24 protein-coding genes are annotated in these 25568 nt (G+C 60.4%); 19 read left to right on the top strand and 5 right to left on the bottom strand.

The window, feature by feature from the left end:
• The 3 genes from iolE (at position 1) to DMO26_RS02340 (ending at position 3600) form a co-directional block, all read left to right on the top strand.
• Positions 1-912, top strand: coding sequence for a myo-inosose-2 dehydratase (gene iolE / locus DMO26_RS02350; protein ID WP_117190393.1), 912 nt, complete (start codon positions 1-3; stop codon positions 910-912).
• Positions 909-1718, top strand: a complete 810-nt coding sequence (gene iolB / locus DMO26_RS02345) for a 5-deoxy-glucuronate isomerase (protein ID WP_117190392.1) — start codon at positions 909-911, stop codon at positions 1716-1718. The genes iolE and iolB overlap by 4 nt, the downstream gene beginning before the upstream one ends.
• A 316-nt stretch (positions 1719-2034) precedes the next feature.
• Complete coding sequence (locus DMO26_RS02340; protein WP_117190391.1) at positions 2035-3600, top strand: putative bifunctional diguanylate cyclase/phosphodiesterase; 1566 nt, start codon at positions 2035-2037, stop codon at positions 3598-3600.
• A 144-nt stretch (positions 3601-3744) separates the two neighbouring features.
• Here DMO26_RS02340 and DMO26_RS02335 read toward each other — a convergent pair whose 3' ends face one another.
• Positions 3745-4368, bottom strand: coding sequence for a TetR/AcrR family transcriptional regulator (locus DMO26_RS02335; protein ID WP_117190528.1), 624 nt, complete (start codon positions 4366-4368; stop codon positions 3745-3747).
• A 267-nt stretch (positions 4369-4635) separates the two neighbouring features.
• Here DMO26_RS02335 and DMO26_RS02330 point away from each other — a divergent pair, with 267 nt between their 5' ends.
• The 8 genes from DMO26_RS02330 to DMO26_RS02295 are packed head-to-tail and all read left to right on the top strand — an operon-like array spanning position 4636 to position 12996.
• The gene (locus DMO26_RS02330; RefSeq protein ID WP_117190390.1) at positions 4636-5496 is read left to right on the top strand and encodes an FAD binding domain-containing protein; all 861 of its coding nucleotides are present in this window, start codon (positions 4636-4638) and stop codon (positions 5494-5496) included.
• A complete protein-coding gene (locus DMO26_RS02325; protein ID WP_117190389.1) occupies positions 5493-5990 on the top strand; it encodes a (2Fe-2S)-binding protein in 498 nt (165 codons plus the stop codon). Before DMO26_RS02330 ends, DMO26_RS02325 begins: the two co-directional genes overlap by 4 nt.
• Positions 5987-8356 carry a xanthine dehydrogenase family protein molybdopterin-binding subunit gene (locus DMO26_RS02320; protein ID WP_117190388.1) on the top strand — a complete coding sequence of 790 codons (2370 nt, stop codon included), beginning with the start codon at positions 5987-5989 and terminating at the stop codon, positions 8354-8356. Before DMO26_RS02325 ends, DMO26_RS02320 begins: the two co-directional genes overlap by 4 nt.
• A gap of 35 nt (positions 8357-8391) precedes the next feature.
• The gene (locus DMO26_RS02315) at positions 8392-9642 is read left to right on the top strand and encodes an ABC transporter substrate-binding protein (RefSeq protein WP_117190387.1); all 1251 of its coding nucleotides are present in this window, start codon (positions 8392-8394) and stop codon (positions 9640-9642) included.
• Positions 9643-9662: 20 nt separating this feature from the next.
• Complete coding sequence (locus tag DMO26_RS02310; protein ID WP_117190386.1) at positions 9663-10538, top strand: branched-chain amino acid ABC transporter permease; 876 nt, start codon at positions 9663-9665, stop codon at positions 10536-10538.
• Positions 10539-10548: 10 nt separating this feature from the next.
• Positions 10549-11547, top strand: a complete 999-nt coding sequence (locus DMO26_RS02305; protein WP_117190527.1) for a branched-chain amino acid ABC transporter permease — start codon at positions 10549-10551, stop codon at positions 11545-11547.
• Positions 11544-12299, top strand: a complete 756-nt coding sequence (locus tag DMO26_RS02300) for an ABC transporter ATP-binding protein (RefSeq protein ID WP_117190385.1) — start codon at positions 11544-11546, stop codon at positions 12297-12299. The genes DMO26_RS02305 and DMO26_RS02300 overlap by 4 nt, the downstream gene beginning before the upstream one ends.
• Positions 12292-12996 carry an ABC transporter ATP-binding protein gene (locus tag DMO26_RS02295; RefSeq protein ID WP_162894681.1) on the top strand — a complete coding sequence of 235 codons (705 nt, stop codon included), beginning with the start codon at positions 12292-12294 and terminating at the stop codon, positions 12994-12996. The genes DMO26_RS02300 and DMO26_RS02295 overlap by 8 nt, the downstream gene beginning before the upstream one ends.
• A 274-nt stretch (positions 12997-13270) precedes the next feature.
• Here DMO26_RS02295 and murQ read toward each other — a convergent pair whose 3' ends face one another.
• Positions 13271-14194, bottom strand: a complete 924-nt coding sequence (murQ, locus tag DMO26_RS02285; protein ID WP_117190383.1) for an N-acetylmuramic acid 6-phosphate etherase — start codon at positions 14192-14194, stop codon at positions 13271-13273.
• Between the two features lie 330 nt (positions 14195-14524).
• On the opposite strand from murQ, the gene DMO26_RS02280 reads away from it, so the two are divergent.
• From DMO26_RS02280 to DMO26_RS02250, 7 genes are all read left to right on the top strand, one after another.
• Positions 14525-15142, top strand: a complete 618-nt coding sequence (locus DMO26_RS02280) for an HAD-IA family hydrolase (RefSeq protein WP_117190382.1) — start codon at positions 14525-14527, stop codon at positions 15140-15142.
• A 17-nt stretch (positions 15143-15159) separates the two neighbouring features.
• On the top strand, positions 15160-16230 hold the full coding sequence (locus tag DMO26_RS02275; RefSeq protein WP_117190381.1) for an ABC transporter ATP-binding protein: 1071 nt from the start codon (positions 15160-15162) through the stop codon (positions 16228-16230).
• A 44-nt stretch (positions 16231-16274) separates the two neighbouring features.
• Entirely contained in the window at positions 16275-17513 is a 1239-nt protein-coding gene (locus tag DMO26_RS02270) for an extracellular solute-binding protein (RefSeq protein WP_117190380.1), read from the top strand.
• Positions 17514-17574: 61 nt separating this feature from the next.
• Positions 17575-18495, top strand: a complete 921-nt coding sequence (locus DMO26_RS02265; protein WP_117190379.1) for a carbohydrate ABC transporter permease — start codon at positions 17575-17577, stop codon at positions 18493-18495.
• Positions 18492-19355, top strand: coding sequence for a carbohydrate ABC transporter permease (locus tag DMO26_RS02260; protein ID WP_117190378.1), 864 nt, complete (start codon positions 18492-18494; stop codon positions 19353-19355). The genes DMO26_RS02265 and DMO26_RS02260 overlap by 4 nt, the downstream gene beginning before the upstream one ends.
• 234 nt (positions 19356-19589) lie before the next feature.
• On the top strand, positions 19590-20609 hold the full coding sequence (locus DMO26_RS02255; protein WP_117190377.1) for a ketopantoate reductase family protein: 1020 nt from the start codon (positions 19590-19592) through the stop codon (positions 20607-20609).
• Positions 20606-21352, top strand: coding sequence for an SDR family NAD(P)-dependent oxidoreductase (locus tag DMO26_RS02250; protein ID WP_117190376.1), 747 nt, complete (start codon positions 20606-20608; stop codon positions 21350-21352). The genes DMO26_RS02255 and DMO26_RS02250 overlap by 4 nt, the downstream gene beginning before the upstream one ends.
• 87 nt (positions 21353-21439) lie before the next feature.
• Here DMO26_RS02250 and DMO26_RS02245 read toward each other — a convergent pair whose 3' ends face one another.
• The 3 genes from DMO26_RS02245 to DMO26_RS02235 all read right to left on the bottom strand — a co-directional run bounded on the left by DMO26_RS02245 (position 21440) and on the right by DMO26_RS02235 (position 24658).
• Complete coding sequence (locus DMO26_RS02245; protein ID WP_117190375.1) at positions 21440-22393, bottom strand: isoaspartyl peptidase/L-asparaginase family protein; 954 nt, start codon at positions 22391-22393, stop codon at positions 21440-21442.
• A 103-nt stretch (positions 22394-22496) separates the two neighbouring features.
• Positions 22497-24101 (bottom strand): ABC transporter substrate-binding protein, encoded by a 1605-nt coding sequence (locus DMO26_RS02240; RefSeq protein ID WP_117190374.1) that lies wholly within the window; start codon positions 24099-24101, stop codon positions 22497-22499.
• Positions 24098-24658: a MarR family winged helix-turn-helix transcriptional regulator gene (locus DMO26_RS02235; protein ID WP_117190373.1), complete on the bottom strand. Its 561-nt coding sequence runs from the start codon at positions 24656-24658 to the stop codon at positions 24098-24100. The genes DMO26_RS02240 and DMO26_RS02235 overlap by 4 nt, the downstream gene beginning before the upstream one ends.
• A gap of 202 nt (positions 24659-24860) precedes the next feature.
• Here DMO26_RS02235 and DMO26_RS02230 point away from each other — a divergent pair, with 202 nt between their 5' ends.
• Positions 24861-25562 (top strand): creatininase family protein, encoded by a 702-nt coding sequence (locus DMO26_RS02230; protein ID WP_117190372.1) that lies wholly within the window; start codon positions 24861-24863, stop codon positions 25560-25562.
• The last annotated feature ends 6 nt before the right edge of the window (positions 25563-25568 follow it).

The following is a 25568-nucleotide window of genomic DNA, read 5'->3' as shown; positions in this document are numbered from 1 at the left end:
ATGATTTTCTACGGTACCAATCCCATCGCTTGGTCGAACGACGACGACCGCTCGCTCGGCGCCCATATCGGCCTCGACCAGTGCCTGGACGAGGCCGCGAAGATCGGCTTCGATGGTATCGAGAAGGGGCATAAGTTCCCGCAGGAGCCCGCGGCGCTAAAGGCTGTGCTTGAGCCGCGCAAGCTGCGTTACGTTTCCGGATGGCATTCGCTGAACCTGCTCGCGAACTCTGTCGAGGACGAGAAAAAGGCGATGCAGCCGGCGCTCGATCTCCTGAAGGCAATGGGTTGCAAGGTGATCATCGTCTGCGAGACCTCGAATGCCATCCACGGTGACGACGGCAAGGCGGTCAATGACCGGCCGAAGCTCGCCGAGGGTGACTGGAAGTCCTTCGGCGCCGGTGTCGAGGCGCTGGCGGAGTTCTCGGCCGCCCAAGGCATCAGCCTCGTCTACCACCATCACATGGGCACGATCGTCGAAAGCGAAGACGAGATCGACAAGCTGATGGAAAATACCGGTCCGCATGCGAAGCTCCTGCTCGATACCGGGCATACGCTGTTCGGCGGCGGCAATCCCGAACGCGTGGCGAAGAAGCACATGGCCCGCGTCGGGCATATCCATGCCAAGAACGTGCGGCCGGTGATTGCTGCTCAGGTGCGTAACGAAGGCCTCTCCTTCTTGGAAGGCGTGCGGCGCGGGGTCTTCACAGTGCCGGGCGACAAGGAGGGCGGTGTCGATTTCCCGCCGGTGCTGAAGATCGTCGCCGAGCACGGCTATGAGGGCTGGCTGGTGATCGAGGCCGAACAGGACCCGGATGTCCGTAATCCGTTCGAATACCAGAGCATGGGTCTTTCCTCGCTGAAGGCGATGGCGCTCGCCGCCGGCCTGGACAAGGGGAGAGCCAACGCATGACAGACCTGCTGCGCAAGCCGAAAGGAACATCCGGCAAGGTGCATGACGTAACGCCGAAGGATGCCGGCTGGGGCTATGTCGGCTTTGGCCTCTATCGCCTGAAGCCGGGCGAAAGCGTCGCCGAAAAGACCGGCGATACGGAAGTCATCCTTGTGCTGGTCGAGGGCAGGGCGGATATCTCCGGAGGCGGCAAAGCTTTCGGCGAGCTCGGCGACCGGATGAACGTCTTCGAGCGCAAGCCACCACACTGTGTCTATGTGCCCGCTGGTTCCGACTGGAGCGCCAGAGCTACCACCGAATGCACGCTTGCTGTCTGCACCGCGCCGGCCAAGCCCGGACGCAAAGCGGCGGTGATCGGGCCCGAAGGGCTTTCCCTCAATACCCGCGGCAAAGATGCCAATACCCGCTACATCTATCCGATCGCGATGGAGGAGCAGGACGTCGCCGACAGCCTTCTGGTAACCGAGGTGTTCACACCGGCCGGCAACTGGTCGTCGTATCCGCCACACCGGCATGACGAGGACAATTTTCCGGACATGACCTATCTGGAAGAGACCTATTACCACCGACTGAACCCGGCTCAGGGGTTCGGTTTCCAGCGGGTATTCACCGAAGACGGCTCGCTTGACGAGACCATGGCCGTTTCTGACCACGATCTCGTGTTGGTGCCGAAGGGCCATCATCCCTGCGGCGCGCCCTATGGCTACGAGATGTATTATCTGAACGTCATGGCTGGTCCGATCCGCAAGTGGCGTTTCAAGAATCATCCGGGCCACGATTGGATCTTCAGGCGCGACAATCCGTGAGCGCCGCGCGCGCCACAGAGAAAAGGAAGGCTGATCAGCCTTCCCCGTAACGGGGTCTCTGGCGTCGGTCGGATCGCGGAAAGCGGCAAGGTTCAACTTCAGGCCGCAACAGTTGCCCGATCGGTATCATCCGACGGAGGCCTGCTGATCGCGCTGCTCGATACGAGGCAGGTATCTTTTCAGCGATGCAGGATGCGGCCGGCGAGCGGTGCGCCTCGCCATCGGCTTGCAATTTAAGATGATCGACGACTTGTACACGCAAGGATAATAAATCCTTCAGTTGTTTATCCTACCATTTCTCAACGTGGAGGGATTGATGAAGGATTTTCTGCAAAGCAAGGCTGGTCGGCAATTGGCGCAGGTGACAGCAGCAGCGATATTGTTGCTCACCGGTTGCATCATCTATAAGGACTTGCTTCTGAGCCTGGTGCAATCGATAAGCGCAGGAAAAGCCCATATCATCATCATCGTCATTCTGGTTGGGGGCCTTGCAAGCTTCGCCTATTCGGCACTGCGCGTTTCCGACATGCGCGAAGAAATGGCAAACCGGCGGAAGGCTTTCGCCGAGGCAGACCGCATAGCCACCCATGATCATCTGACCAAGCTTCCGAACCGTTATGCGTTCGACAGACTCGATCTGGCGAAAGTCCATGGCAACGATACGATGGAAGAAGGCTCCGAGACACCCAACCGGACGGTCACTGTTTTCTCGATAGATCTGGACGGCTTCAAGAAAGTCAACGATCTTCTCGGCCATCAGGGTGGCGATCTGCTCCTGAAGGAGGTCTCGCGGCGCATCTGCGCACTTGCCGAACATGAGTGCGTCTTTCGCTTCGGCGGCGACGAATTTGTGGCGGTGGCACGGAACCTCACCCCGGACAAGGAAGTGCTTTTCGCGCAGCTGCTCATCCACTCCGTCTCGCGGCCGATCCGCATCGGTGATCTTCCGACCGAGATCGGTGCAAGCGTCGGTTATGCCCGGCTGCCGGACCATGGTGATACGCTGGAGGAGATCTGTCACCGCTCGGACATCGCGCTTTACGAGGCAAAAAACCGGGGCCACAACCAGTATTCGCTTTTCCAGTCGGAAATGCAGGAAAAGGTCGCCGAGCGTGCAAAGCTCGAAGGAGAGCTGCGCCGTGCGATCGACGACGGCAAGATCGAACCGTTTTATCAGCCGCTGATCAATCTCCGGTCGGGCGAGCTGTGTGGCTTTGAAGCTCTGGCCCGATGGAAGACTAAGGAAGGCATATTCGTCTCGCCGCAACGGTTCATCGCGGTGGCGGAAGAGACCGGCCTTATCACAACGCTCTTCGAGCAACTGCTTTCGAAGGCCTGCCGAGATGCGCAACTCTGGCCTGAGCCGTTGTCGCTCTCTTTCAACGTTTCCCCTGTTCAGATGGAAGACCGGCTGCTTGTCAGCCGCATTCTCCATATCCTGCATCAAACGGGTCTGCCCTCGTCGAGGCTGGAGATCGAGATCACGGAAAATGCCTTGATCGGCGATCCGGAATTCGCCGCCGCCACGATCGAGCAATTCCATGCCGCCGGCATCCAGGTCGCGCTGGACGACTTCGGAACCGGCTATTCCAGCCTGTCGCAGTTGGCCCGCTTCAAGTTCGACAAGATCAAGATCGACAAGAGCTTCGTATCGGATTGCACCCACAACGACAAGAACGCCAAGATCATCGACGCCATGCTCGGGCTGAGCCGCAGTCTCAACCTCAAGACCACGGTGGAAGGGATCGAGGATCATGCCCAGCTCGCGTATTTTCTAACCCGTGGGTGCGACATCGGCCAAGGGTTTATTTTCGGCAAGGCAATGCCGCAGTCCGAGGCAATCGGCTTCGTAGTGGAACGCAGGAGCGCACGCAGCGCCTGAAGGATGCCGGATCAGGCCGCTACGATGGCGGCCAACCAGGTGGTGAAGACATGGCCGGGATGACCGAAAAAATGCCGCTTCTGCCTTCATCCATGGCCACCTCATCGCTCTGCCGCAAGTGATGAAGACACCAAGGTGCGCCGACTACGCATCCTTTGCAAGAATGGATCTTGCCACTGCCGGGCCGCCGAGCATGAAGCTTCGAACCCCGTCTCGGACGATATCATCGAGGGGGTCGGGGGTCGGGGTCGCATAGACGAAGCGCCGGATCGCCATATAGAAGATGCGGCCGTGCAGCCCCCAAAAGAGCTCGGTTTCCCGCTCCGTCAGAGGTGTTTGGCCGGTATCCGGGAGGCCGAGTTCATGGCGGAGCTCTTCGCATGCCGGTTCGATGATCTGCCTGCGAACGATGTCGAGATAGCGGGTCGTGATGTCGAACGTCTTGAGGCCCGAGAAGACGAAGATCCGCACCCAGTCATAGTGAAAGACGCGATCGACATATTGCAGATAGAATTCCGTCAGCCGGTTTTCGAGTGACCGGCTGCGATCGGTGATCAGGTTCGCCCAGGCTTCATCCCAGCGGCTGAGGTAGACGTGTTCGTAAACACGTTCGATCAAGGCTTCCTTGCTGGGAAAATGCCGGTAGATCGCGGAATGTGTGATGCCGATGCGTTTGGCCAGTTCCCGCGTCTGCCCCTCGAAGCCATGTTCGGCGAAGAAGCGGACCGCCTCTTCGAGGATGAACTGTTCCCGCTCCGTCGCCCGCATGTAGCGCTTTGGACGCCGTGGTTTGCTGTGGCCGCGTGCGCTGTCGGCACCTTCCTGCTGATCCGTCATTTCAATCCTGATCCGCGATTGCGCGCCTCGACGACCCGCAAAGCAACTCCTTACTTCAGCGATAGCGCAGGTGGCGTTTGAGACCAAGTGGTAATTTATTTTGAGACCATATGGTAATTTTTGTTGACTGGTCGATCATCCTACGGAATGTTGTAACCAACTGGTCACAAATTCAGGTGTCCATCGGGAGGAGAATCTGTGAAGGCGAGAGCTTTCGATTACGTGCGTCCGCATTCCGTCGAGGAGGCGTTGCAAGCCTTTGCGAATGCCGACGGTGACGCCGCCTATATCGCGGGTGGCCAGAGCCTCGTTCCGGCTCTGGCGCTGCGCCTTCAGGCGCCGGCACTGCTGATCGATATTGCCCGCCTTGAGGAACTCCACGGTCTTTCCGTGATTGGAGATCATCTGCGCATCGGTGCTGCGACGCGCCATTTCGAGATCCTGAATTCCGGGCTGGTCAGGACGCACGCGCCGCTGCTTTCCAAGGCGGCGTCGTTCGTGGCTCATCCGGCTATCCGCAACAGGGGTACGTTTGGCGGCAGCCTCGCCTTGGCCGATCCCGCATCGGAATTTCCGGCGATGTCGCTGGCGCTGGGCGCGGAAATCGAGATCGCTTCGCTGGCAGGTAATCGTAGCGTCGCTGCCGCTGATTTCTTCTTAGGGCTCTATGAAACGGCTTTGCAACCGGGCGAGATGATCCGCGCCGTGCACGTGCCTGCGGCGACCGCGAGGACCTATTGTGCTTTCGATGAACTCGCGCGCCGTCGCGGGGATTATGCGCTGGTCGGGTCGGGCATAAATGCCGAAATCGATAACGGTCGCATTGAGCGGATACGGATCGTATTCCTGGCGGTGGGTTCGACGCCGGTCCAAGCGAAAAATGTTGAAAACCTTCTCATCGGAAACTGCTTGACACCCGAACTCATCCGCAAGGCGCAGGAAACGCTTGAAGCCGATCTCGATCCTCCAGGCGACGAGCAGACGCCGGCGGAGATGCGCATGCATCTGGCGCGGGTGCTGCTCGGCCGCCTGCTGGGGCGCCTGGAGGCAACGCCATGAACAGCCGGATCGCCATCGCCCTGACGATCAATGGGGAAATCGTGGAAGCACTCGTCGCACCGCGCACGACGCTCACCGACTTCCTGCGTCAGGACATGCAACTGACTGGTACCCATACAGGTTGCGAAATGGGCGTCTGCGGCGCCTGCCTCGTCCTGATTGATGACCGCCCGGTGCATGCTTGTTTGATGTTCGCCGTCCAGGCGGACGGCTGTGTCGTCGAGACGATCGAGGGATTGACCAGCCGAAAGGCGATCGCCGATCTGCAGAAGGCATTTCACGAACGCAATGCTCTGCAATGCGGCTTCTGCACGCCCGGCATGCTGATGAGCGCTTATGGTCTTCTTTCCTCCGGCGACGTCCCGAGCCGTGAAGAGATCCGCGACACCCTGTCCGGGAACTACTGCCGCTGCACCGGCTATGAGGCGATCGTCGACGCAATAGAGCGGACGGCGCGGGACCGTCAGAACACCGAGACGAGGGAGGAGGCATGAACGTGTTTGCCGGTTCGCTCGACAGGCCAAATTCCTATATCGGTCGCTCGGTCACGCGTCCGAACGCTAAACGTCTGCTGGAAGGCAAGGGGCGATACGTCACCGATCTGATATTGCCGCGGATGTTGCATGCCGCCTTCGTCCGCAGCCCTTATGCCCATGGAAAAATCGTCGCTGTCAACACGGAGGAGGCAAGGGCGCTCTCGGGGGTCCGTGCTGTTTTCAGCGGGGAAGATCTGTCGGCAATCTGCACGCCCTGGATCGGCACGCTCGACCATTTCAGGAACATGAAGTCTCCGCCGCAAGTGCCTCTGGCGCTCGGCAAGGTCACATGGTCTGGACAGCCGGTCGTCCTTGTCGTTGCCGAGAGCCGGGCAATCGCGGAGGACGCCGCGGAACTGGTAGAGCTCGAAATCGAGGAATTGCCGGCGCTGGCGGATCCGGTCGAGGCCATGTCCGCGGAAGCGATTTCACAGGGTCTGGACAGCAATATCTGCTTTGCGACGAAGCTCGACAGCGGCGGTGTCGACGAAGCTTTCGAGGCGGCTGACCTGACGGTAGAGCAAAACTTCATTTTCGGCCGACATACGGCCGTGACTCTCGAACCTCGCGCCATCGTCGCCGATTACGATCCGAGCGAGAACCGGCTGACGGCGCATCATGCGACGCAGACGCCCTACCAGTTCCAGGACGTCTATTCCCGCCATTTCGGAATTCCGGAAGCCAATGTCCGGGTCGTCGCGCCGGATGTCGGCGGCTCCTTCGGCATGAAGTTGCATGTCTATCACGAGGAAATGGCCGTCGTCGGCGCGTCGATCCTGCTCGGTCGGCCGGTGAAATACCTGGCGGACCGGATGGAATCCTTCGTTTCTGATATTCACGCCCGTGATCATCGCGTTACTGCGCGGCTCGCGGTCGGGAAGGATGGACGCATTTCCGGCATGGACGTGGACGACATCACAGCGATCGGCCCGTTCTCCAGCTATCCGCGCACGAGTGCCGTGGAAGGCAATCAGGTCGTCCGGCTGATGGGCGCTCCCTATGATTTCTCCAGCTATCGCGCCAACCTCTCTGTCGTCTTCCAGAACAAGGTGCAGACCAGCCAATATCGCGCCGTCGGCCATCCGATCGCCTGCGCGGTGACCGAATGCCTCGTCGATGCGGCCGCCCGTGAACTTTCGCTGGATCCATTCGAAATGCGCGCCCGCAACCTCATTCCGGATAACAGCTATCCGCGCAAGTCACCGACCGGTTATCAGTTCGAAAAACTGTCCCACGAGGTCTGCCTCGCCAGGCTGCGGGCAATCATGAACTACGACGACCTTCGTCGGGAGCAGGCGGAGTTGCGTGGAAAAGGCATCCTGCGCGGCGTCGGGATTGCGCTCTTCGTCGAGATCACCAATCCGAGCCCCGCTTTCTATGGTGTCGGCGGCGCGCGGATTTCGGCGCAGGACGGGGCGATCGTCAAGCTGACGCCTTCCGGGGAAGTGCATTGCTCGATTTCAGTCACCGAACAGGGGCAGGGGACGGAAACGATCATCGGGCAGATCGTCGCCGACCAGCTTGGTGTCGACCGGGCCAAGGTGCGGGTAATGACCGGCGATACGGATACGACGCCGCATGGCGGCGCCACTTGGGCCTGCCGTGGTGCGGGCATCGGCGGCGAAACGGCGCTGCAGGCGGCGCGCAAGCTGCGCAATAACCTGCTCTTCATCGCCGGTCTCATCCTGCAAGCCAAGCCCGGCGAGCTCGACATCCGCGAAGACTGGATCGTCGAGGCGGCGACCGGGCAACAGCGCATCAGCCTTCCGGAAGTAGCCCGCATCGCATTTTTCCGCTCCGACACGCTGCCGCCCGGCACGCAGGCGCAGCTTTCCGTGGTGCATCACTACGCACCGCAGGGTTATCCTTTCGCCTTCACCAACGGCGCCCAGGGGTGCCTGGTCGAAGTCGATGCGGAAACGGGTTTCGTGAAGATCCTGAAACACTGGGTGGTCGAGGACTGCGGGCGCATCATCAATCCGCTGCTGGTCGACGAGCAGATCCGCGGCGGCGTCGTGCAGGGACTTGGCGCAGCATTCTTCGAGGAATGTCTTTACAATCCGGAAGGCCAGCTCACCAACGGTTCGCTTGCCGACTACCTCGTGCCAATGGCCTGCGAAATGCCCGACATCGAGATCGCCCATGTGGAAACGCCGACGCAGGATACCGAGCTCGGTGCCAAGGGCGTCGGCGAGGCCGGTACGGCCGCCGCCTCGGCCGCTGCGATGAATGCCGTCAACGATGCGCTCGCCGGCCAGGGCGCCGTGCTGACGCAGATACCCATGACGCCGACGCGAATCCTGAGGGCGCTCGGCTCGATCTGATGCATGACTGGATGTCCGAGAGGAGGAGGACAACTATGACAAAGGGAATTGAAAAACTGGCCTTACGGCAGATCAGCCGCCGCGCCGCAATTTTGGGCCTGGCGGGCACTGCCGGTGTTCTTTCGATGCCGTGGATCGCAAGGGCACAGGCGGAAACCATACGCATTGGTTTCCCGACGCCGCTTACGGGGCCTTTCGCGGCCGAAGCGAACGATCAGGTGCGCAGCGCCCAGCTTGCCGTCAAGCTCGCCAATGACAAGGGCGGCATTGCCGGTCGCAAGGTCGAGCTTCTCGTGCGCGATGACAAGCTGAATGCCGGCGAGGCCGCCACGCGCACGCTTGAACTGATCGAGAAGGACAAGGTGCACGCGGTGGTCGGCGCGCTTTCGAGCGCCGTGCAGCTCGCGGTCAACGAAGTCACCCGTGCCCGCAACATGCTCTACATTTCGATCAGCCAGTCGGATACGATCAACGAGATCAAGGACTTCAGCCCCTATACGTTCCACGAGGCGCTGAACCCGACGATGACGACCGCCGTTGTCGCAAAACATACCTTCAAGAAGGGTTCGAAGGTCGTCTATCTGGTGGCCGACTATGCCTATGGCCATGAGATGCTGCGCGGCTTCAAGCGGGCGGCCAAGGAGATCGGCGCGGAAACCGTCGGCGAGATCCTCCATCCGTTCGGTGCCGCAGACTATTCGACCTTCATCCCGACCATCCTGTCGCTCAAGCCGGATATCCTGTGCATCTGCAATTTCGGCCGCGACCAGGCGAATTCGATCAAGCAGGCGGTCGATTTCGGGGTGAAGGACATGATGAAGATCGTCGTGCCGGTGCTCTTGCACAACCAGCGGCTTGCGGTCGATCCGGAAGTCTTCGAAGGCGTCGTCGGCGGCGCGAACTACTATTGGGGCCTCGAAGCGACCGTGCCTTTCGCGAAGGCGTTCAACGATGCCTTCCGTGCGATGTACAAGGGTGCCATCCCGACCGACTATGGCGCCTATGGCTATACCGGCGTCGCGTCGTTGCTCATGGCCATCGAGAAGGTGGGCGGAACCGAGCCGCAGAAGGTCATCGCGGCACTGGAAACATTGAAATACGACGTCGCCAAGGGCGAGCAGTCCTATCGCAAATGCGACCACCAGTCGGTACAGTCCGTCCTCGTGCTGGAATCGAAGGCGAAGAGCGCCATGAAGTCGGATGCCGATCTCTTCAAGATCATCGCCAACGAGCCCGCATCTGAGGGCGTGCTGAGAAGCTGCTCCGAACTCGGCTTCAAGAGCTGATACCTGGGACGGATGAGGTCATGACTGTCCAATTGATTGCAATGCAGCTGTTTTCGGGTCTCGCCCTCGGCGCCGTCCTGATCATGGTTGCGCTCGGCCTGTCGATCATTTTCGGCATGCTGGGCATCGTGAACTTCGCGCATGGCGCGCTGTTCATGGTGGGCGCCTATGCGGGCCTTTACGTGGCCGGACTGACGGGAAGCTTCTGGTGGGCTCTCGTGCTGGCGCCGGTGCTGATCGGCCTGTTCGGCATGCTCATCGAGCGGTTCCTCATCCGCCCCCTTTACGGCCGCTCGCCGGACGATCCGCTGCTACTGACCTTCGGCCTCGGCTACGTGCTGGTCGAAGCGGTGCGCATCCTCTTCGGCACCGACGGCATTCCCTTTTCCACGCCGGCAGCGCTACGCGGCGTCGTAAACCTCGGAATCGGCTTTTTTCCGCTCTACCGCCTCTTCGTCATCGGCGTCGTCTGCACGGTGCTGCTGCTTCTCTGGATCGGTCTCGAAAAGACGAAGTTCGGTCTGATCGTGAGGGCCGGATCGGCAGATCCGCTGATCATGCGGGTGCTCGGCGTCGATATCAGCAAACTGTGGCTGGTCGTGTTCGGCATCGGGGTCGGCATCACCGCGCTCGGGGGCGTACTCGCCGCGCCGATGCGCAATGTTAGCCCGGAAATGGGCACGCTGGTGCTCGCCGAAGCCTTCGTTGTCACCGTCATCGGCGGCATGGGCTCCCTGGCCGGCGCTGTGGTTGCAGGGCTCATCGTCGGCGTCGCGGTCAGCATGACTTCGCTCTTTGCGCCGGAAATGGCAACGATCGTGATGTTCGCGCTGATGGCGCTCATCCTGCTGGTGCGTCCGAACGGCCTTTATGGCCGCGCGGCGCCCGGGCTTTGAGGAGTTGACCATGTCCATCGTGAGAGACGCCGAAATTGCCGCGACGCCCACGCGGGGCGGTTTCGCGACGCTGTTTTCCAACGTGAACCGCTGGCGGGTACCGCTCTCCGTCCTGGCGCTCTGCATCCTGCCCTGGATATTACCTTCGCAGGCGCTTGCGGTGAATGTGCTGATCTATGGTCTCGTCGCCGTCGGCTACAATCTTCTCTTCGGTTACACTGGTCTGCTGTCTTTCGGCCACGCGGCGTTCTTCGGAGCCGGCGCTTATGCGACCGGGATTGCGATCGGCGCCTTCGGCGTGAACTGGTTCGCAGCAATGCTGATAGGGCTTGCCGTGGCCGCCGTGCTTTCGGTCATCATGGGAGTGTTGGCGATCCGCACCCGCGGCATCTACTTTTCGATGGTAACGCTGGCGCTTTCGCAACTCGTCTACTACTCGGCGCTCCAGGCATCTTCTTGGACGGGTGGTGAAAACGGCCTTCGCGGCTTTACCGTGAGCGTGCTGAATTTCCCTGGCTTTTCTTTGAATTTCCTCGATCCCATGATCAAATATTATGCGATCATGGTCATCGTGGCGCTGGCGCTGTGGTTCGTCTCACGCGTGCTCAACTCGCCGTTCGGCGCCGTGATCGAGGCAATCCGCGAGAACGAGACGCGCGCCCGCGCTTGCGGTTACGATGTCGAGCGGACCAAGCTCCTGTCCTTCGTATTGTCCGGCATTCTCTGCGGGCTCGCGGGGACGTTATCAGCCATGCACTTGTCGATCGTGCCGCTCGACTCGCTGCACTATCACACCTCTGGCTTGATCGTGATGATGACCCTGCTCGGCGGTGCCGGCAGCTTCTTCGGTCCCTTTGTCGGCGCACTTGCCTTCCTGTCGATGGAAGACGTCTTCTCGCTCTGGACCTCCAATTGGCAGCTCATCGTTGGGGTGATCTTCATTCTCTTCGTTCTCTATCTGCCGAAGGGCATCTGGGGTACGCTCATATCCTGGTGGAAAAGCCGATGAACACACCGATCATGAGCGTTGCCGGCATCGGCAAGCAGTTCGGCGGGCTCGTCGCACTCAAGGACGTCACGGCCGACTTCAGGGAAGGGCAGATCACCGCGATTATCGGCCCGAACGGCGCGGGCAAGAGCACCTTCTTCAACATCCTCTCCGGCGCCCTGAAGCCTTCGACCGGAACCCTCAGGTTCCGTGGCGCGGATATGGCAGGGGTGCCGCAGCACGATTATGTGCATCGGGGCATCGCCCGATCCTACCAGATCACCAACATCTTCCCGAACCTGACCGTTATCGAGAATGTCCGGGTTGCCGCGCAGGCCTTCCGCTCGCGGCTGAACATCTGGACCAACCGCGATCTGTACAAGGATATCGAAGAGAAGGCGGCCGCAACACTTGCCTCCGTCGGCCTGTCGGCCCGGGCAGGAATGCTTGCGAAATTCCTGGCCCATGGGCAACAAAGGGCGCTGGAGATCGCCATAGCCCTCGTTGCGGACCCCGCCCTGCTGCTGCTCGACGAGCCGACTGCCGGCATGGGGCCGGAAGAGACCCGCGAAATGGTCGCGCTGATCGAGAAACTCGCGGTAGACCGCACCATTCTGCTGGTCGAGCACAAGATGAAGATGATTCTGGGTTTGAGCGACCGGGTTCTCGTGCTGCATCACGGCCAACTCCTGGCGGATGGCACACCGAAGGAAATCCAGGCGAACTCCGAAGTCCGCCGCGTTTATCTGGGACAGAACGATGGCTATGCTTGAAATCGAAGGCCTGAACGGCTGGTACGGCGCAAGCCATGTCTTGCATGGAGTTTCCTTTTCCGTGGAGCCCGGTGAGATCGTTGCTCTCGTCGGCCGAAACGGGGCAGGAAAAACGAGCGTCATCCGCTCGGTCATGGGCCTGATGCCGCGCACTACGGGAGGCATAAGGTTCAACGGTGAAGATATTTCTCGGCTGAAGGCCCATGACCGGTATGCTCGCGGCCTGGCCTATGTGCCGGAGGAACGGCGCATCGTCCGGGGCCTGACCGTATTGGAGAATCTTCAGCTCGGGCTGGTGGCCGACCGCAAGCGCATAGACGAAGGTGCCGCGATCGAGGAGATCGCCCGCAGCTTTCCGCGCCTGAAGGAACGGCTGCATCAGGAAGGGGTGACGATGTCAGGCGGCGAGCAGCAGATGCTGGCGATCGCCCGCGCTATGATCGCTCGGCCTAAAATGATCCTGCTCGACGAACCATCGGAAGGCATCATGCCCGTGCTGGTCGAGGAGATGGGCGTGCTCTTTCGGCGGCTGCGGGAGGAGGGGATGACGCTGCTCCTCGTCGAGCAGAATGTCGAATGGGCGCTGAAGCTCGCCGACCGGGCCGTCATCGTCGATCAGGGCGAGATCGTCTATCGCAGCGACGCGGCCACGCTGCTTGCCGACAAGGATATTCAGGAACGGTATTGCGCGGTCTGAACCGCGGGCCGAGATGTTCGGTGCGTCGAGATCGATCCCGCCTTCGACGGCCAACCGATGTATCCGCGTGGTGGTGAAGGTCACCTTGGTAAGCGATGTGAAATCGAACTGTGTGTCGCCGCGCATAGGCCGCGGTTCGGGTATGCTATGCCTGGTCATGGCAAAATAACCGTCGGTTCCGTTCCGGTCGATGACGCCCGCGAGGCCGAATGCCCGCTCTGCCACGGATGCGACGTTTGGGCCGGCGCTACTTCCGGTCATATTGTCGGCTCCCTCAGGAGCTGGCGGGTGTCATCGCCTGGCGGATGTAGCCGCCATTCGCCTTTAGCGCCGCGATCGCCGCCTCTACGTCCATTCCCGTCATCTGAACCAGAATCGCAACCTTCACGTCATAGTTCGTCTCATCGAGGACTGCCTTCGCTTCCTGCGCGGTGCAACCGGTCGCCTGCATCACGATCCGCGAGGCGCGCGCCACCAGCTTGCTGTTGCTCGCCTTGAGATCGACCATCAGGTTGCCGTAGGTCTTGCCGAGCTTGATCATGGCGGTGGTGGTGAGCGTGTTCAGCACCAGTTTCTGCGCCGTGCCGGATTTCAGCCGCGTCGAGCCTGTGAGGATCTCCGGCCCGACCACCGGAGTGATCGCGATATCGGCAAGCGGAGCCATTTCGGAATTCGGATTGCAGGAAAGCGATATGGTTTTTGCACCCATCTTGCGTGCATGGATCAGGGCACCGATGACGAAGGGCGTGCGGCCGCTCGACGCGATGCCGACGACCACGTCCTTCTCCGTCAGCCTGACCTCTTCGAGCGCCCTGCGCCCGCCCTCGACATCATCCTCCGCTCCTTCCACGGCGCGAAATACGGCCTCCCGTCCGCCGGCCATGAGGCCGATCACCATGCCTTCCGGCACGCTGAAGGTCGGCGGGCATTCGGAGGCGTCGAGCACGCCGAGCCGCCCGCTCGTGCCGGCCCCGGCATAGATCAGTCTTCCGCCGGCTTTGAACGCTTCAACGATGATGTCCACGGCGCGCGCAATCTCCGGAAGCACTTCCTCGACCGCGTAAGCGACGCTTTTGTCCTCGTTGTTGATCTGGCGGACGATATCGAGCGTAGGCAGCACGTCTATATCGAGACTGCGGGGATTGCGGCCTTCCGAGACGAGCCTATCGAGTTCAGAAACAAGCACATGTTCCGACACGGTCTTCCTCCGCTGGTCTCGCCGCGGAGCGGCTCTCACTGCCGAAAGATTACGATAGAAAATTCCACGTGACAACAAGTTTGAGAATTTAATATTCCACCTATCCTTCCCACACCCTTAATTTCGTCCAATCTTCAGAGATTTCCGACACATACGCACTTTTGTTCAACAGCTCCTCATCCCTCCAAAGGGTTGCGGAACAGCCATGAAATCATTCAACGCCTTGAAAAATCCGAAGACGAATAAAAAATTCCAATCTGAATTGACAGGCCGGAATTATCCAATAGGTTGTCAAGCAAGGGTTAAGAGGGGTTAACGCTGGAACCGGCAATGGACAAACGGGAAAAGCTCTTCATTTTCGATATCGGCGGTGTGTTCGTGAAGCTCGATCCGGCTTCGCGCGACCTCGCCATATCGAGGGGTGGAAGCGCGCGTTCCGCCAGTCGTTACGCGGAGGCGCCGGAAGCGCTCTTCCGCGCTTTCCGGCTAGGACATTCCGCCGAAGCCGACTATGTGCGGGCTCTCTCCGATGTGTTCGATGTGCCGCAGGAGAGCGTCTACGAGGCCGAGCATGCCTATGTGGCTGAAGGGTTTTCGGGTTTCATCGATTTCGTGCGGCGCCTCAGGCAGAGCTACCGCGTCGTCTGCCTCAGCAACAACCAGGCCATTCACTGGCGCTATATCAGCGAGAATATCCTCGGCGAAGGCTTTTTTGACCACGCATACCTGTCTCAGGACATGGGACTGGAAAAACCGGACGAGATGATCTTCCGGCACGTCTTCGAGGCGGAGCGGTGCGATGAGAAAGAAGTCTTCTTCATCGACGACATCGAGGAAAACGTCATCGCGGCGCGCCAGGTCGGATGGCAGCATTGCATGGTTCACCGCGATCCGGTCGAAACGGCGAATGCGCTTTCAGCGCTCGCCGGCGACCTTGCTGCGAATTGACGAGGACGGAATAATTCATGGCTCGAATGACCTTGAGCGGCATCAAGAAAAGCTTCGGCACGGTCGACGTGCTGCATGGCATCGACCTGGAAATCGCCGATAAGGAGTTCATCGTATTCGTCGGCCCCTCGGGCTGCGGCAAGTCCACGCTGCTGAGGCTGATCGCCGGACTCGACACGATCAGCGGCGGGGAGTTCCGGATCGAGGACCGGCCCATGAACGAAGTGGCGCCGTCGCGTCGCGGCATCGCCATGGTGTTTCAGTCCTATGCGCTTTATCCGCATATGGACGTCTACGAGAACATGGCCTTCGGCGTGCGGCTGATGGGCCTCGACAGGTCCGAGATCGACAAGCGCATCGACGAGGCGTCGAAGATGCTGAAACTCGACCCGCTTCTGAAGCGCAAGCCGAGAGAGCTTTCCGGCGGTCAGCGCCAGCGTGTGGCGATCGGCCGCGCGCTCGTCAGGAAGCCGAAGGTCCTACTGCTCGACGAGCCGCTCTCCAACCTGGATGCGGCACTGCGTTCCGACGTGCGCCTGGAAATCGCCAGGCTGCATCGGGAGATCGGCGGTACAACCATCTACGTCACCCATGACCAGGTGGAAGCGATGACGCTGGCTGACCGGATCGTCGTCATGAACAACGGCCGGGTGGAGCAGTTCGGCAGCCCGCGCGAACTCTACGAACGACCGGCGAACACGTTCGTCGCGACTTTCATCGGTTCGCCGCGCATGGCACTCCTCGATGTGGCACGTGATGGCGACAGTCTCGGCCTTGCCGGTTCCGGATCCCTGAAACTGCCACGCCTGCCCGGATCGGAAGAGCGGGAACTGGTGCTCGGCGTGCGCCCGGACGCTTTGTCCGTCAATACCGACACGAGCGCCGCCGGTTTCCGCGGTACCGTCGTCTACACCGAGTACCTGGGCGAAAACACCTATGTCTACGTGCGGCTGGGTGACGGAACGCTGATCAGCGTGCGCGGATCAGCCGGCGTCGATCTCAGGCCGGATACGCCGGTCGTCGTCGGCGTGGCGCCGGAAGCAGTTCACTATTTCAGCCGGTCAACGCGGGAGAGGTTGGCGGCCTGAAACCGAATTCGTCTACTATTGAATAGAAGAGAGGAAGGAACACGATGAAAAAGCTGATTATGAAGACAATCGTCGCCTTGGGAGCTTTGGCAACGGCCCTGCCTGCGCTGGCAGAGGATTTGACCTTCTGGAGCTGGCGCCAGGAAGACAAGGCCCAGTACGAGAAGTTCATCAAGGCCTTCGAAGCGAAGAACCCCGGTATCACCGTGAAGTTCGAGACGTTCGAGGCCACCAACTACAATACCATTCTTTCGACGGCTCTTGCCGGAGGGGCAGGTCCTGACATCATGTTCGCCCGCGCCTATGGCGGCCTGGAGAACGTCGCGAATGCCGGTTATCTGCTGCCGCTCGACAAGACCAATGTTCCGGCGCTCGAAAAGTTCGCGCCCGCCGCGGTCGCAGCGGAAACGGTGCGTTCCAGCAAGATCACTTACGCGGTGCCCTTCGCCAGCCAGACCATGCTGGTGATCTACAACAAGGACATCTTCGACAAGAACGGCCTGAAGGAGCCTGAAACCTGGGACGATCTCGTCAAGGCTTCTGAAAAGCTGAAGGCTGCCGGCGTTATGCCTTTCGGCAACGGTACGGCAACCGCCTGGCAGAACGAAGTCATGGTCGGCGGCATTGCCTCCACGCTGATGGGCAAAGGTTTCTATGACGACCTGATGGCTGGCAAGACCGACTTCACCGACAAGCGTTACGTTGGAGCGCTCGCCAAGCTCAAGGAGATCACCAAGTATTTCCCGGACGGTTTCATCGGCCTCGACTACGCATCGTCCCAGCAGCTTTTTGCATCCGGCATGGCCGGCATGTTCGTCGGCGGGTCCTATGAGCTTGCCAACTTCAAGAAGCAGAACCCGAAGATGAACATGGGCATCTTCGCCATGCCGGGCATGAAGGCAGGCGACGAGAAGCTGGTCGCCCAGTATTTCGACGGCGGTTATGCGGTCAACGCCAAGACCACCAAGAAAGAAGCTGCGCTGAAATTCGTCAACTTCCTCGCCAGCCAGGAATTCGGCCAGATGTTTGCCGACGACCTGAACAACATTTCGGCTGTGCCGGGTGTGACCTTCAAGGATGCGTTGCTGGGCGAGGTTGCGGAGCTGAACAAGCACTCCATCCCTTACATCATGCTGGTGCATTTCCGCTTCGGCGAACCATCCGGTTCCGTCCTGCTCCAGGGCGAGATCCAGAAGCTCCTGAGCGGCAAGGCGACCCCGGAAGAGGTCGGCAAGAACCTGACGACCGGCCTCGCAGCCTGGTACGCGCCTTTCAAAAAATGATGCAGACTGCGGAGCGGCCGCTCTTGGCCGCTCCTCCTCTTCCCAACCCCAAGGACTTGTGATGCCCGGATCGCCTCTGCTGGCGCGACGTCTATGGATTACGGCGCTGATTGTGCCGCCGCTGGCCTTCGTCGCCCTGTTCGTCGTCTATCCCATCATCTCCGCCTTCGCCTATGCCTTTTTTCAGTGGCACGGGCTGGCGCGGGGCGAATTCGTCGGCTTCGCGAACTTCTACAAGGTCCTGTTCACCCAGCCCTATGCAGACTGGACGGCGAACGCCTTCCTGCACAACGTGCTCGTCTTTTTCGCGCTGATGGTGCTGCAGAACGGCGTCGGCTTTCTGCTTGCCTATTGCCTTTGGCGCGAGCTTCCGGGTGCAGCCTTCCACCGCGTCGCGGTCTTTCTGCCGGTCGTATTGTCCACCATCATCGTAGGCTTTCTCTGGAAGCTCTTTCTCCACCCCCTCTTCGGCGTTGTGAACATCTCGCTTCGCGGCACGGGCCTTGGTGGCCTGGCGCAGCCCTGGCTAGGCCAGGATACGACGGCACTCTGGGCACTGATCATCGCCAATGCCTGGCACATGGTCGGTTTCCCAACTCTCGTCTTCCTCGCCGGCATGCAGCGCATTCCCGGCGAAATCCTTGATGCCGTGCGCATGGAAACCGAAAGCGAATGGGTGAAGATCAGCAAGGTCGTCTGGCCGCTGGTCGCCCCGAGCGCGACGGTCGTCTTCACGCTGCTCTTCGTCGGCTCGTTCAACTGGTTCGAACTGCCCTACATCATGGCCGGCGTCGATGGTTCGCCGCACAAGGCGACCGATGTTCTCGGCCTCTATTTCTATCGCACCGCCTTCGGTGACCAGTCCGGTTCAGGCCAGGATTTCGGCGCCGGCAGCGCGCTGGCCGTGCTGATCTTCCTGTTCATCGCCATCGTCGCCGGCTTCATCACCTTCCGCCTGCGTGCACGGGAGATTCAGATATGAGCGCGGCGACGGAAACCTATTACGACCGCCGCGGCATTCTGCAGACGCTCGGCCGCGACGGGTTGATCCAGATCATCCTGATCCTCAACACGATCGTGATGTTGGGGCCGCTCGTCATCATGTTCTTCGCGGCCTTCAAGACCAACGCCCAGATCTTCCAATCGCCGTTCTCGATCCCCGATTTCTCGAATGTCGCAAATCTCGTGAAGATCTGGAGCGAGACGAACTTCCTGCGCTACCTGATAAACTCAGCGATCGTCACCGGTTCGTCGATCGTCCTCATCCTGACGCTCGGCACGATGGCCGCCTATGGCATCGCGCGGTACAATTTCCGCGGCTCTGGTTTCGTGCTGATGTTCTTTGTGGCGGGTCTGACGCTGCCGCTGAAGCTTGCGATCATTCCGCTCTTCATCCTGATGCGCGATCTCGGCATCCTCAACACCCAGCTTTCGCTTGTCATTATCTACGTGGCGATGGGCCTGCCGACGACCGTCTTCATCATGACCGGCTTCATCCGCACGCTTCCGAACGAATTGGAGGATGCCGCCCGCATGGACGGCGCCAGCGAACCCCGGATCATGTGGTCGATCATGCTGCCGCTGGTGCGGCCGGCACTGGTGATTTCCGGCATCCAGAACGTCGTGCCCATCTGGAACGACTTCTTCTTCCCGCTGATCTTCATCCAGAAGGACGCTCTGAAGACCCTGCCGCAGGGCCTGACGACGTTCATGGGAGAATACACGACCGATTGGGGCGTGCTCTTCGCCGGCCTGCTTTTGTCCTCGGCGCCGGTGATCCTCGTCTACATCGTCCTGTCACGCCAGTTCATCAATGGGATGACGGCGGGAGCGGTGAAATAAACTCCGCAGCCGGAAGTCCGGCTAAAACAACCTCACCGGATGTCGTAGGGGCAGCGTGAAGCAGGTTGAAGGCCGGATAACGCCTATCGTGAACTTCCCGCCAGATGATAGAGTTCGACAGGCGCGACATTGCCGGCGTGGCTTCCGGCAATGTCGCATATCGTCTATCGGTGATGGGGCAATTTAGGATGTCGCGGTCGGGAAAGCCCGGGCACTGCTTGAAGGAGAATGGGCATGAGTCAACCGATCTTGATCTGGGGCGCCGGAGCGATCGGCGGAACGCTCGGTGCGGCCCTCATCCGCGCCGGCCAAGAAGTGATCTTCGTCGACAGCGTGAAGGAACATGTCGACGCGATCAACGGGAAGGGGCTGAAGATCGTCGGTCCGATATTTGAGGATGTGGTGCCGGCGAAGGCCTGTCTGCCGGAGGAGGTCGAAGGCGTCTTTCAGCGTACCTTCCTCTGCGTCAAAGCCCATCATACCGAAGAAGCGACAAAGGCGCTGGTCGAACATGTGGCGCCGGATGGTTACGTCGTCTCGGCACAGAATGGATTGAATGAGCGGGTGATCGCAAGGATCGCCGGTCAGAACCGTGTCATCGGTTGCTTCGTCAATTTCGGCGCGGACTATTTGGAACCTGGCGTCGTCCAATATAGCGGCCAAGGGGCAGTGGTTATCGGCGAGCTCGACGGCCGTTTCACCGATCGTGCCGAGAGCATCTACGACGTGATGAAGGCCTTCGAGCCAAGGGCGCTGATCACCAACAACATCTGGGGCTTCCTCTGGGGCAAGCTGATCTACGGCGCTTTGCTTTTCGGCACTGCGCTGACCAATGACAGCATTGCAGATGTGCTCGCCAATGAGAAGGCAAGGCCGGTGCTACGCAAGCTCGCATTGGAGGTGGCGACGGTCGCAGCCATCAACAATATCCGGACGGAGGCCTTTGACGGCTTCGATCCGACTGCTTTCGGTCCTCTGGCTACGCCGGAGCAAACCGCTCAGTCCTTCGATGACATGGTCGCGCATAACCGCAAATCGGCAAAATCCCATTCCGGCATCTGGCGGGATCTCGCCATTCGCAAGCGGAAGACCGAGGTCGACGCACAGGTCCTGCCGGTGGTCGAGATCGGGCGGGAATCGCGTGTTCCGACGCCGCTCACCGCACGCCTGATTGCCATGATCCACGAGATCGAGGACGGCAAGCGGTCGCTCGACCTTGCAAATCTCGACGAGCTTTCGAAGGCCGCGGCATGAACATTTCCTTCGAAGGCAAGGTCGTGATCGTCACCGGCGCGGCGCATGGTTTCGGCCGCGCCATCGCGCAGAGTTTCGCGAGCCGCGGCGCCACGGTGCATGCCTGCGACGTCAATGCGGCGGGATTAACGGAGACCGTGAAACTCTGCGGAGGAAATGCCACCCTTCATATTCTCGATATCGGCAGCCGCACGGATGTGCAGGCGCTCGTCGCCAGCCTCGGTGATGTGGATATCCTCGTCAACAATGCCGGCGGCGTGCGCGGACAAGTCGGCCGGCCTATAGAAGAGGTTTCCGAGAGCGACTGGCAGACGATCTTCGACGTCAACCTGTCCGGCGCCTTCTTTATGGCGCAGGCGGTGGCGCCGTCCATGAAGAGGAAAAAAGCAGGACGCATCATCAATATTTCAAGCGGCGCCGGTCTCGGCATCTCGCTGACGGGCATTCAGGCCTATGCCAGCGCCAAGGCCGGCCAGATCGGCTTGACCCGCCAGCTCGCCCATGAGCTCGGGCCGTGGAACATCACCGTCAATAACGTGGCCCCGGGTTTCGTCCGCTCCAATCCGTCGACCGAGAAACAGTGGGAAGCGATGGGTGAGGAGGGGCAGGCCAAGCTTCTCCAGAACATCGCGCTGAAGCGCCTCGGAACCCCGGACGACATCGCGGCCATGGTCATGTTCTTCGCCTCCGATTTTGCAGGCTGGATTTCCGGACAGGTGATCAGCGTGGACGGCGGCAAGTAATTGGCGAGGTCTGGAGCCTGCCGCGGCTATGCGAAAGGCGCCGCAGGATCATCCGGCGCCTTTCGAAGACGGATGTTCAAACCGGAGTTACGCCGGCTGGATATGGAATACCTCGCCATGGGTGGCAACGTAGAACTCGCCCTCCGGCGTCACCCAGCCTCGGAACATGCCGTCGGTATTATAGGGCGCGGTGATCGAACCATCCGCATCGACAGCCACGAGACCAGCGCCGATATTGTGCCGTTTCAGGTCCTCCTGAATGACCTTGGCGGCAGCCGCTTCCAGGCTTTCGCCAAGATAGGAGACACGTGCCGCCACTTCGTGGCCGACCGCATAGCGCATGAAATACTCGCCCTTGCCGGTGCCGGAAACCGCGCAGGCTCCGTCGCGCGCATAGGTGCCGGCACCTATGATCGGCGTGTCGCCGATGCGGCCGTCTGGCTTGTTGTTGTAACCGCCGGTGGAGGTTGCTGCCGCCAGATGGCCTGCGCCGTCGAGCGCCACCGCGCCGACCGTGCCATGTTTTTCCGCCTCGCTGGCCTTCGCCGCCGTACCGGCTTCCGCATGCGCTTTCATGGCCGCGAGCGCCTTGATGCGCCTTTCGGTGGTGAAATAATCAGGCTCGACCATATCGAGGCCTGCCTGCCGAGCGAATTCGTCCGCCGCCGGACCGCCGAGCAGGATAGCGTCACCCTTTTCCATGATCTTGCGGGCCGCCTTGATCGGGTTGCGGATGCGCCGGACGAGCGTCACGGCACCGGACTCCAGCGTCCGGCCATCCATGATCGAGGCATCGAGCTCATGCTTGCCTTCAGTGTTGAGTGCCGCGCCGTAACCGGCATTGAAATGCGGCGAATCTTCCATAACGACGACTGCGGCCTGTACCGCATCGAGCGCAGAACCGCCCTTGGTCAGGATATCCCAGCCGGCCCTCAGCGCCCGGCCGAGATCGACGCGCGACGCGGCCCATTCCCCCTCGCTGAGGTCAAGTTTGGCCATAACGCCGCAGCCGCCATGGATCGCCAGCGCAATCTTCCCCATCGGTCTATCTCCCTGTCGGCGCACAACTTTCGTGCTGCCAATCCAATATCTTTTCAGAAAAAGGCCGGGCAGAGCCCGGCCAGTTGCTGCACGTTGGGAAAGCCTATTTGGCTGGGCGGATGTTCATCGCCAGCGTGTCCTCGTCGGAACGCGGTACGATGGTGATACCCTTCTTCATGCCCCAGGCAGACACGGTCGAAGCGATCGCCAGATAGGGGCGGTCGGTCGTGACAAGTGCATTGGCGTCCATCAGGAATTTCTCGCGCTTCTTCGTGTCCATCTCGACGGCCGCATCCTCGATCAGCTTGTCCATCGTCTTGTTGACGTAACCGCGCAGGTTGAAGGCGCCGAGCTTGGTCTGGGGATCGTTGGAATGGGCGAGCGACGAGAGCGTATAGTTCGATTCGCCCGTCAGCGTGCCCCAGCCGGACATCGTCATCGAGTAATCGCCACGTGTGTTGGCCGGGAAGAAGACGGCGCCCGGCTGGGCGTTCGCCTCGACCTGGATGCCCACGGCAGTCAGCATCTGAGCGATCGTCGTGCCGACATCTTTGTCGCCCGGCAGACGATCGTTGGTGAAGGAGAAGGTTACCTTGAAGCCATTCGGGTAACCGGCGTCAGCAAGAAGCTTCTTCGCCTTTGCCGGATCGGCCTTGGTCGGCTTCACCGCGGGGTTCCAGCCGAAGATGTTCGGTGTGACGAGCTGCGACTGAACGGCGCCCATGCCTTCCATGGCGATTTCGGTCAGCGTTTCGCGATCGATCGCCAGATCGAAGGCTTCACGCACCTTGGGGTCGAGGAAGGGGTTCTTCGGGAGGGCCGAACCGTCCTTGGCGCTGACCTGCGGCGGCTTTTCGCGGAAGTCGAAGGCGATGTTGAACAGGTAGACGCTATCCGTCTTGACGACGCTGACCTTGGAATCTTTCTCCAGTGTCGGCACGTCGGAGGCTGGGATACGAGAGATGAGGTCGATCTGGCCGGCTTTCAGCTGAGCGACGCGGGCCGCATCGTTCGGAATCTCCTTGCGGGTGACCTTATCCCAAGGTTCCTTCTCGCCCCAATAGGCATCGTTCTTGGCGAGAACGAGCTGCTCCTTCGGTGTCCAGGATACGAACTTGTAAGGGCCGGTGCCGATCGCCGCCTTGCCGGAATTGAAACCTTCCGCAGCCTTGTCGGCATTGGCCGAATGGTCTTTCGCGGCGATGTGCGAGACGACGAAAAGGCGGATGAAGTCGTTCGGCAGGTTCGGCGCCGGGCCATCGGTCTTGATGCGGATCGTGTAGGGATCGACGATCTCGATGCCACGGACGCGACGAACGTAGATGGTCGTCGGGTTGGGGCCGGTGACGGCCGGGATGCGCTCGATCGAGAACTTCACGTCCTCGGCGGTGAAGTCGGAACCGTCATGGAACTTGACGCCCCGGCGAAGCTTGAATTCCCAGGTATTACTGTCGATCGCGGTCCAGCTCGTGGCAAGGCCGGGCTCAAGCTCAAGATTGTTGCCGGACTTCACCAGCGAGTCGAAGATGTGCTTCACCGCTTCGGCATGCGTACCGGCTGCGGTGAAGTGCGGATCGACAGAAAGCGGACCGGCGCGAACGCCGATCATCAGGTCTGCGGCGAGAGCCATGCCGGACACACTGGTTGCGAGAGCGGCGGCCAGCGCGCCAGTAAGTGCAAAAGTACGGAATGCCTTATAAAGTGTCATTCTTCGTTCTCCTCTGTGTTTATCATTGGCGGCGAGACGGGTGAATTCACGACGACCTTCGCCAGCAGTTCGGAGAGCATCAGCGTTTCCGCCGGAGTAAGGCCCGACAGCATGGCCTTCTCCCGCTCCACCATCGGCTGCATGGCTGCGTCGACGATGCGCTTTCCTTCGTCCGTGATGTAAAGGACGAAGCTTCTCAGGTCCGCAGGATCGACTTCGCGGCGGATGATGTTCTTGTCGATCAGCTTCTGGATCGCCCGGCTGATCGTGTTCTTCGGAAAGCCCGAGGAGCTGCAGATGGCGCTTGCCGTCAGCCCGTCGGAGAGCCCGAGCGAATAGAGCACCACGAACTCCGGCCGCGGCAGGCCGAATTCCTTCTCCGTCCAGCGATAGATCGGCACATTGAACTGCAGCGCCAGGAAATTGATGCGGAAGGAGAGCCAGCAGGGATTTTCCCACAGCTTCACGGCAACCAAGGGATCGACGGAATCCTTCCCGGCAGAGATCTTTCCGCCTTGGCGAAGGAGTGCGTCGAAGGTTGAGAGTTCCAGTTGCAAAACAATCTGCCTCCGCAAAATCCGCTTCCAGTTTTGTTCCGTATGGAACTTGACGACAGTTTAATTGACTGTCAATCTCATTTTTTAGTTCCGTATGGAACGTTGCTCTTGATGAACGCAATGCTCGTCAAGGCACATTTTTTGTGCGTAGACGCAGGATTTTGATCAGTTTTTGCGCAAGGCGAGCGAAGTGGGGATTTTTATGAAGATCGCGGATATGAACTGGATGCAGGTGGAGGAACGAGCGTCCGAAGACGACCGCTGTGTGCTTCCGATCGGCAGTGTCGAGCAGCATGCCTATCTGAGCCTCGCGACCGACATGATCCTCGCGGAAAAAGTGTCGCTCGATGCGGCCGAGCCGCTCGGCATTCCGGTCTTCCCGGTCGTGCCCTATGGGCTTGCCTCGTCCTTTGCGACCTTCCCGGGCACGCTGACGCTGTCGCTGTCGACCTATATCGGCGTCATTCGCGATCTGATGGACAGCATCCATCGCTCCGGTTTCCGCCGCATCCTCATCGTCAACGGTCATGGCGGCAACACGCCGATCACCGCTTTGTTGTCCGAGTGGATGAATACTCATCCGGACAGTTCGGTGAAATTTCACGACTGGTGGCGGGCGCCGAAGACGCTTGCCAAGGTTCATGAGATTGATCCGGCCGCCTCGCACGCTTCCTGGATGGAGAACTTCCCCTGGACGCGCACGACCGATCAGCGCCAGCCGACGACCTCGAAGCCCAAGGTGGACTTCGCCCGCCTCGCTCGCATCGATGCTGCCCGCAAGCGCGAGATGCTCGGCGACGGCAACTATCATGGCCTCTACCAGCGTCCGGACGAGGACATGCTGGCGATCTGGGACGTCGCGGTCGCGGAGACCCGCGAACTTCTGGAAGGCAATTGGCACTAAGGCCGA

This window comes from Rhizobium terrae (assembly GCF_003425685.1).
In the GTDB taxonomy this organism is placed as follows: Bacteria; Pseudomonadota; Alphaproteobacteria; order Rhizobiales; family Rhizobiaceae; genus Neorhizobium; species Neorhizobium terrae.
The sequence above is the reverse complement of the archived record's forward strand: the minus strand, read 5'-3'. Positions and strand labels throughout refer to the sequence as shown.

Coding starts and splice junctions, on each gene's coding strand:
- iolE (WP_117190393.1), top strand. CDS start 1: ATGATTTTCTACGGTACCAATCCCATCGCTTGGTCGAACGACGACGAC.
- iolB (WP_117190392.1), top strand. CDS start 909: ATGACAGACCTGCTGCGCAAGCCGAAAGGAACATCCGGCAAGGTGCAT.
- DMO26_RS02340 (WP_117190391.1), top strand. CDS start 2,035: ATGAAGGATTTTCTGCAAAGCAAGGCTGGTCGGCAATTGGCGCAGGTG.
- DMO26_RS02335 (WP_117190528.1), bottom strand. CDS start 4,368: ATGCGGGCGACGGAGCGGGAACAGTTCATCCTCGAAGAGGCGGTCCGC.
- DMO26_RS02325 (WP_117190389.1), top strand. CDS start 5,493: ATGAACAGCCGGATCGCCATCGCCCTGACGATCAATGGGGAAATCGTG.
- DMO26_RS02320 (WP_117190388.1), top strand. CDS start 5,987: ATGAACGTGTTTGCCGGTTCGCTCGACAGGCCAAATTCCTATATCGGT.
- DMO26_RS02315 (WP_117190387.1), top strand. CDS start 8,392: ATGACAAAGGGAATTGAAAAACTGGCCTTACGGCAGATCAGCCGCCGC.
- DMO26_RS02310 (WP_117190386.1), top strand. CDS start 9,663: ATGACTGTCCAATTGATTGCAATGCAGCTGTTTTCGGGTCTCGCCCTC.
- DMO26_RS02305 (WP_117190527.1), top strand. CDS start 10,549: ATGTCCATCGTGAGAGACGCCGAAATTGCCGCGACGCCCACGCGGGGC.
- DMO26_RS02300 (WP_117190385.1), top strand. CDS start 11,544: ATGAACACACCGATCATGAGCGTTGCCGGCATCGGCAAGCAGTTCGGC.
- DMO26_RS02295 (WP_162894681.1), top strand. CDS start 12,292: ATGCTTGAAATCGAAGGCCTGAACGGCTGGTACGGCGCAAGCCATGTC.
- DMO26_RS02280 (WP_117190382.1), top strand. CDS start 14,525: ATGGACAAACGGGAAAAGCTCTTCATTTTCGATATCGGCGGTGTGTTC.
- DMO26_RS02275 (WP_117190381.1), top strand. CDS start 15,160: ATGGCTCGAATGACCTTGAGCGGCATCAAGAAAAGCTTCGGCACGGTC.
- DMO26_RS02270 (WP_117190380.1), top strand. CDS start 16,275: ATGAAAAAGCTGATTATGAAGACAATCGTCGCCTTGGGAGCTTTGGCA.
- DMO26_RS02265 (WP_117190379.1), top strand. CDS start 17,575: ATGCCCGGATCGCCTCTGCTGGCGCGACGTCTATGGATTACGGCGCTG.
- DMO26_RS02260 (WP_117190378.1), top strand. CDS start 18,492: ATGAGCGCGGCGACGGAAACCTATTACGACCGCCGCGGCATTCTGCAG.
- DMO26_RS02255 (WP_117190377.1), top strand. CDS start 19,590: ATGAGTCAACCGATCTTGATCTGGGGCGCCGGAGCGATCGGCGGAACG.
- DMO26_RS02250 (WP_117190376.1), top strand. CDS start 20,606: ATGAACATTTCCTTCGAAGGCAAGGTCGTGATCGTCACCGGCGCGGCG.
- DMO26_RS02245 (WP_117190375.1), bottom strand. CDS start 22,393: ATGGGGAAGATTGCGCTGGCGATCCATGGCGGCTGCGGCGTTATGGCC.
- DMO26_RS02240 (WP_117190374.1), bottom strand. CDS start 24,101: ATGACACTTTATAAGGCATTCCGTACTTTTGCACTTACTGGCGCGCTG.
- DMO26_RS02230 (WP_117190372.1), top strand. CDS start 24,861: ATGAAGATCGCGGATATGAACTGGATGCAGGTGGAGGAACGAGCGTCC.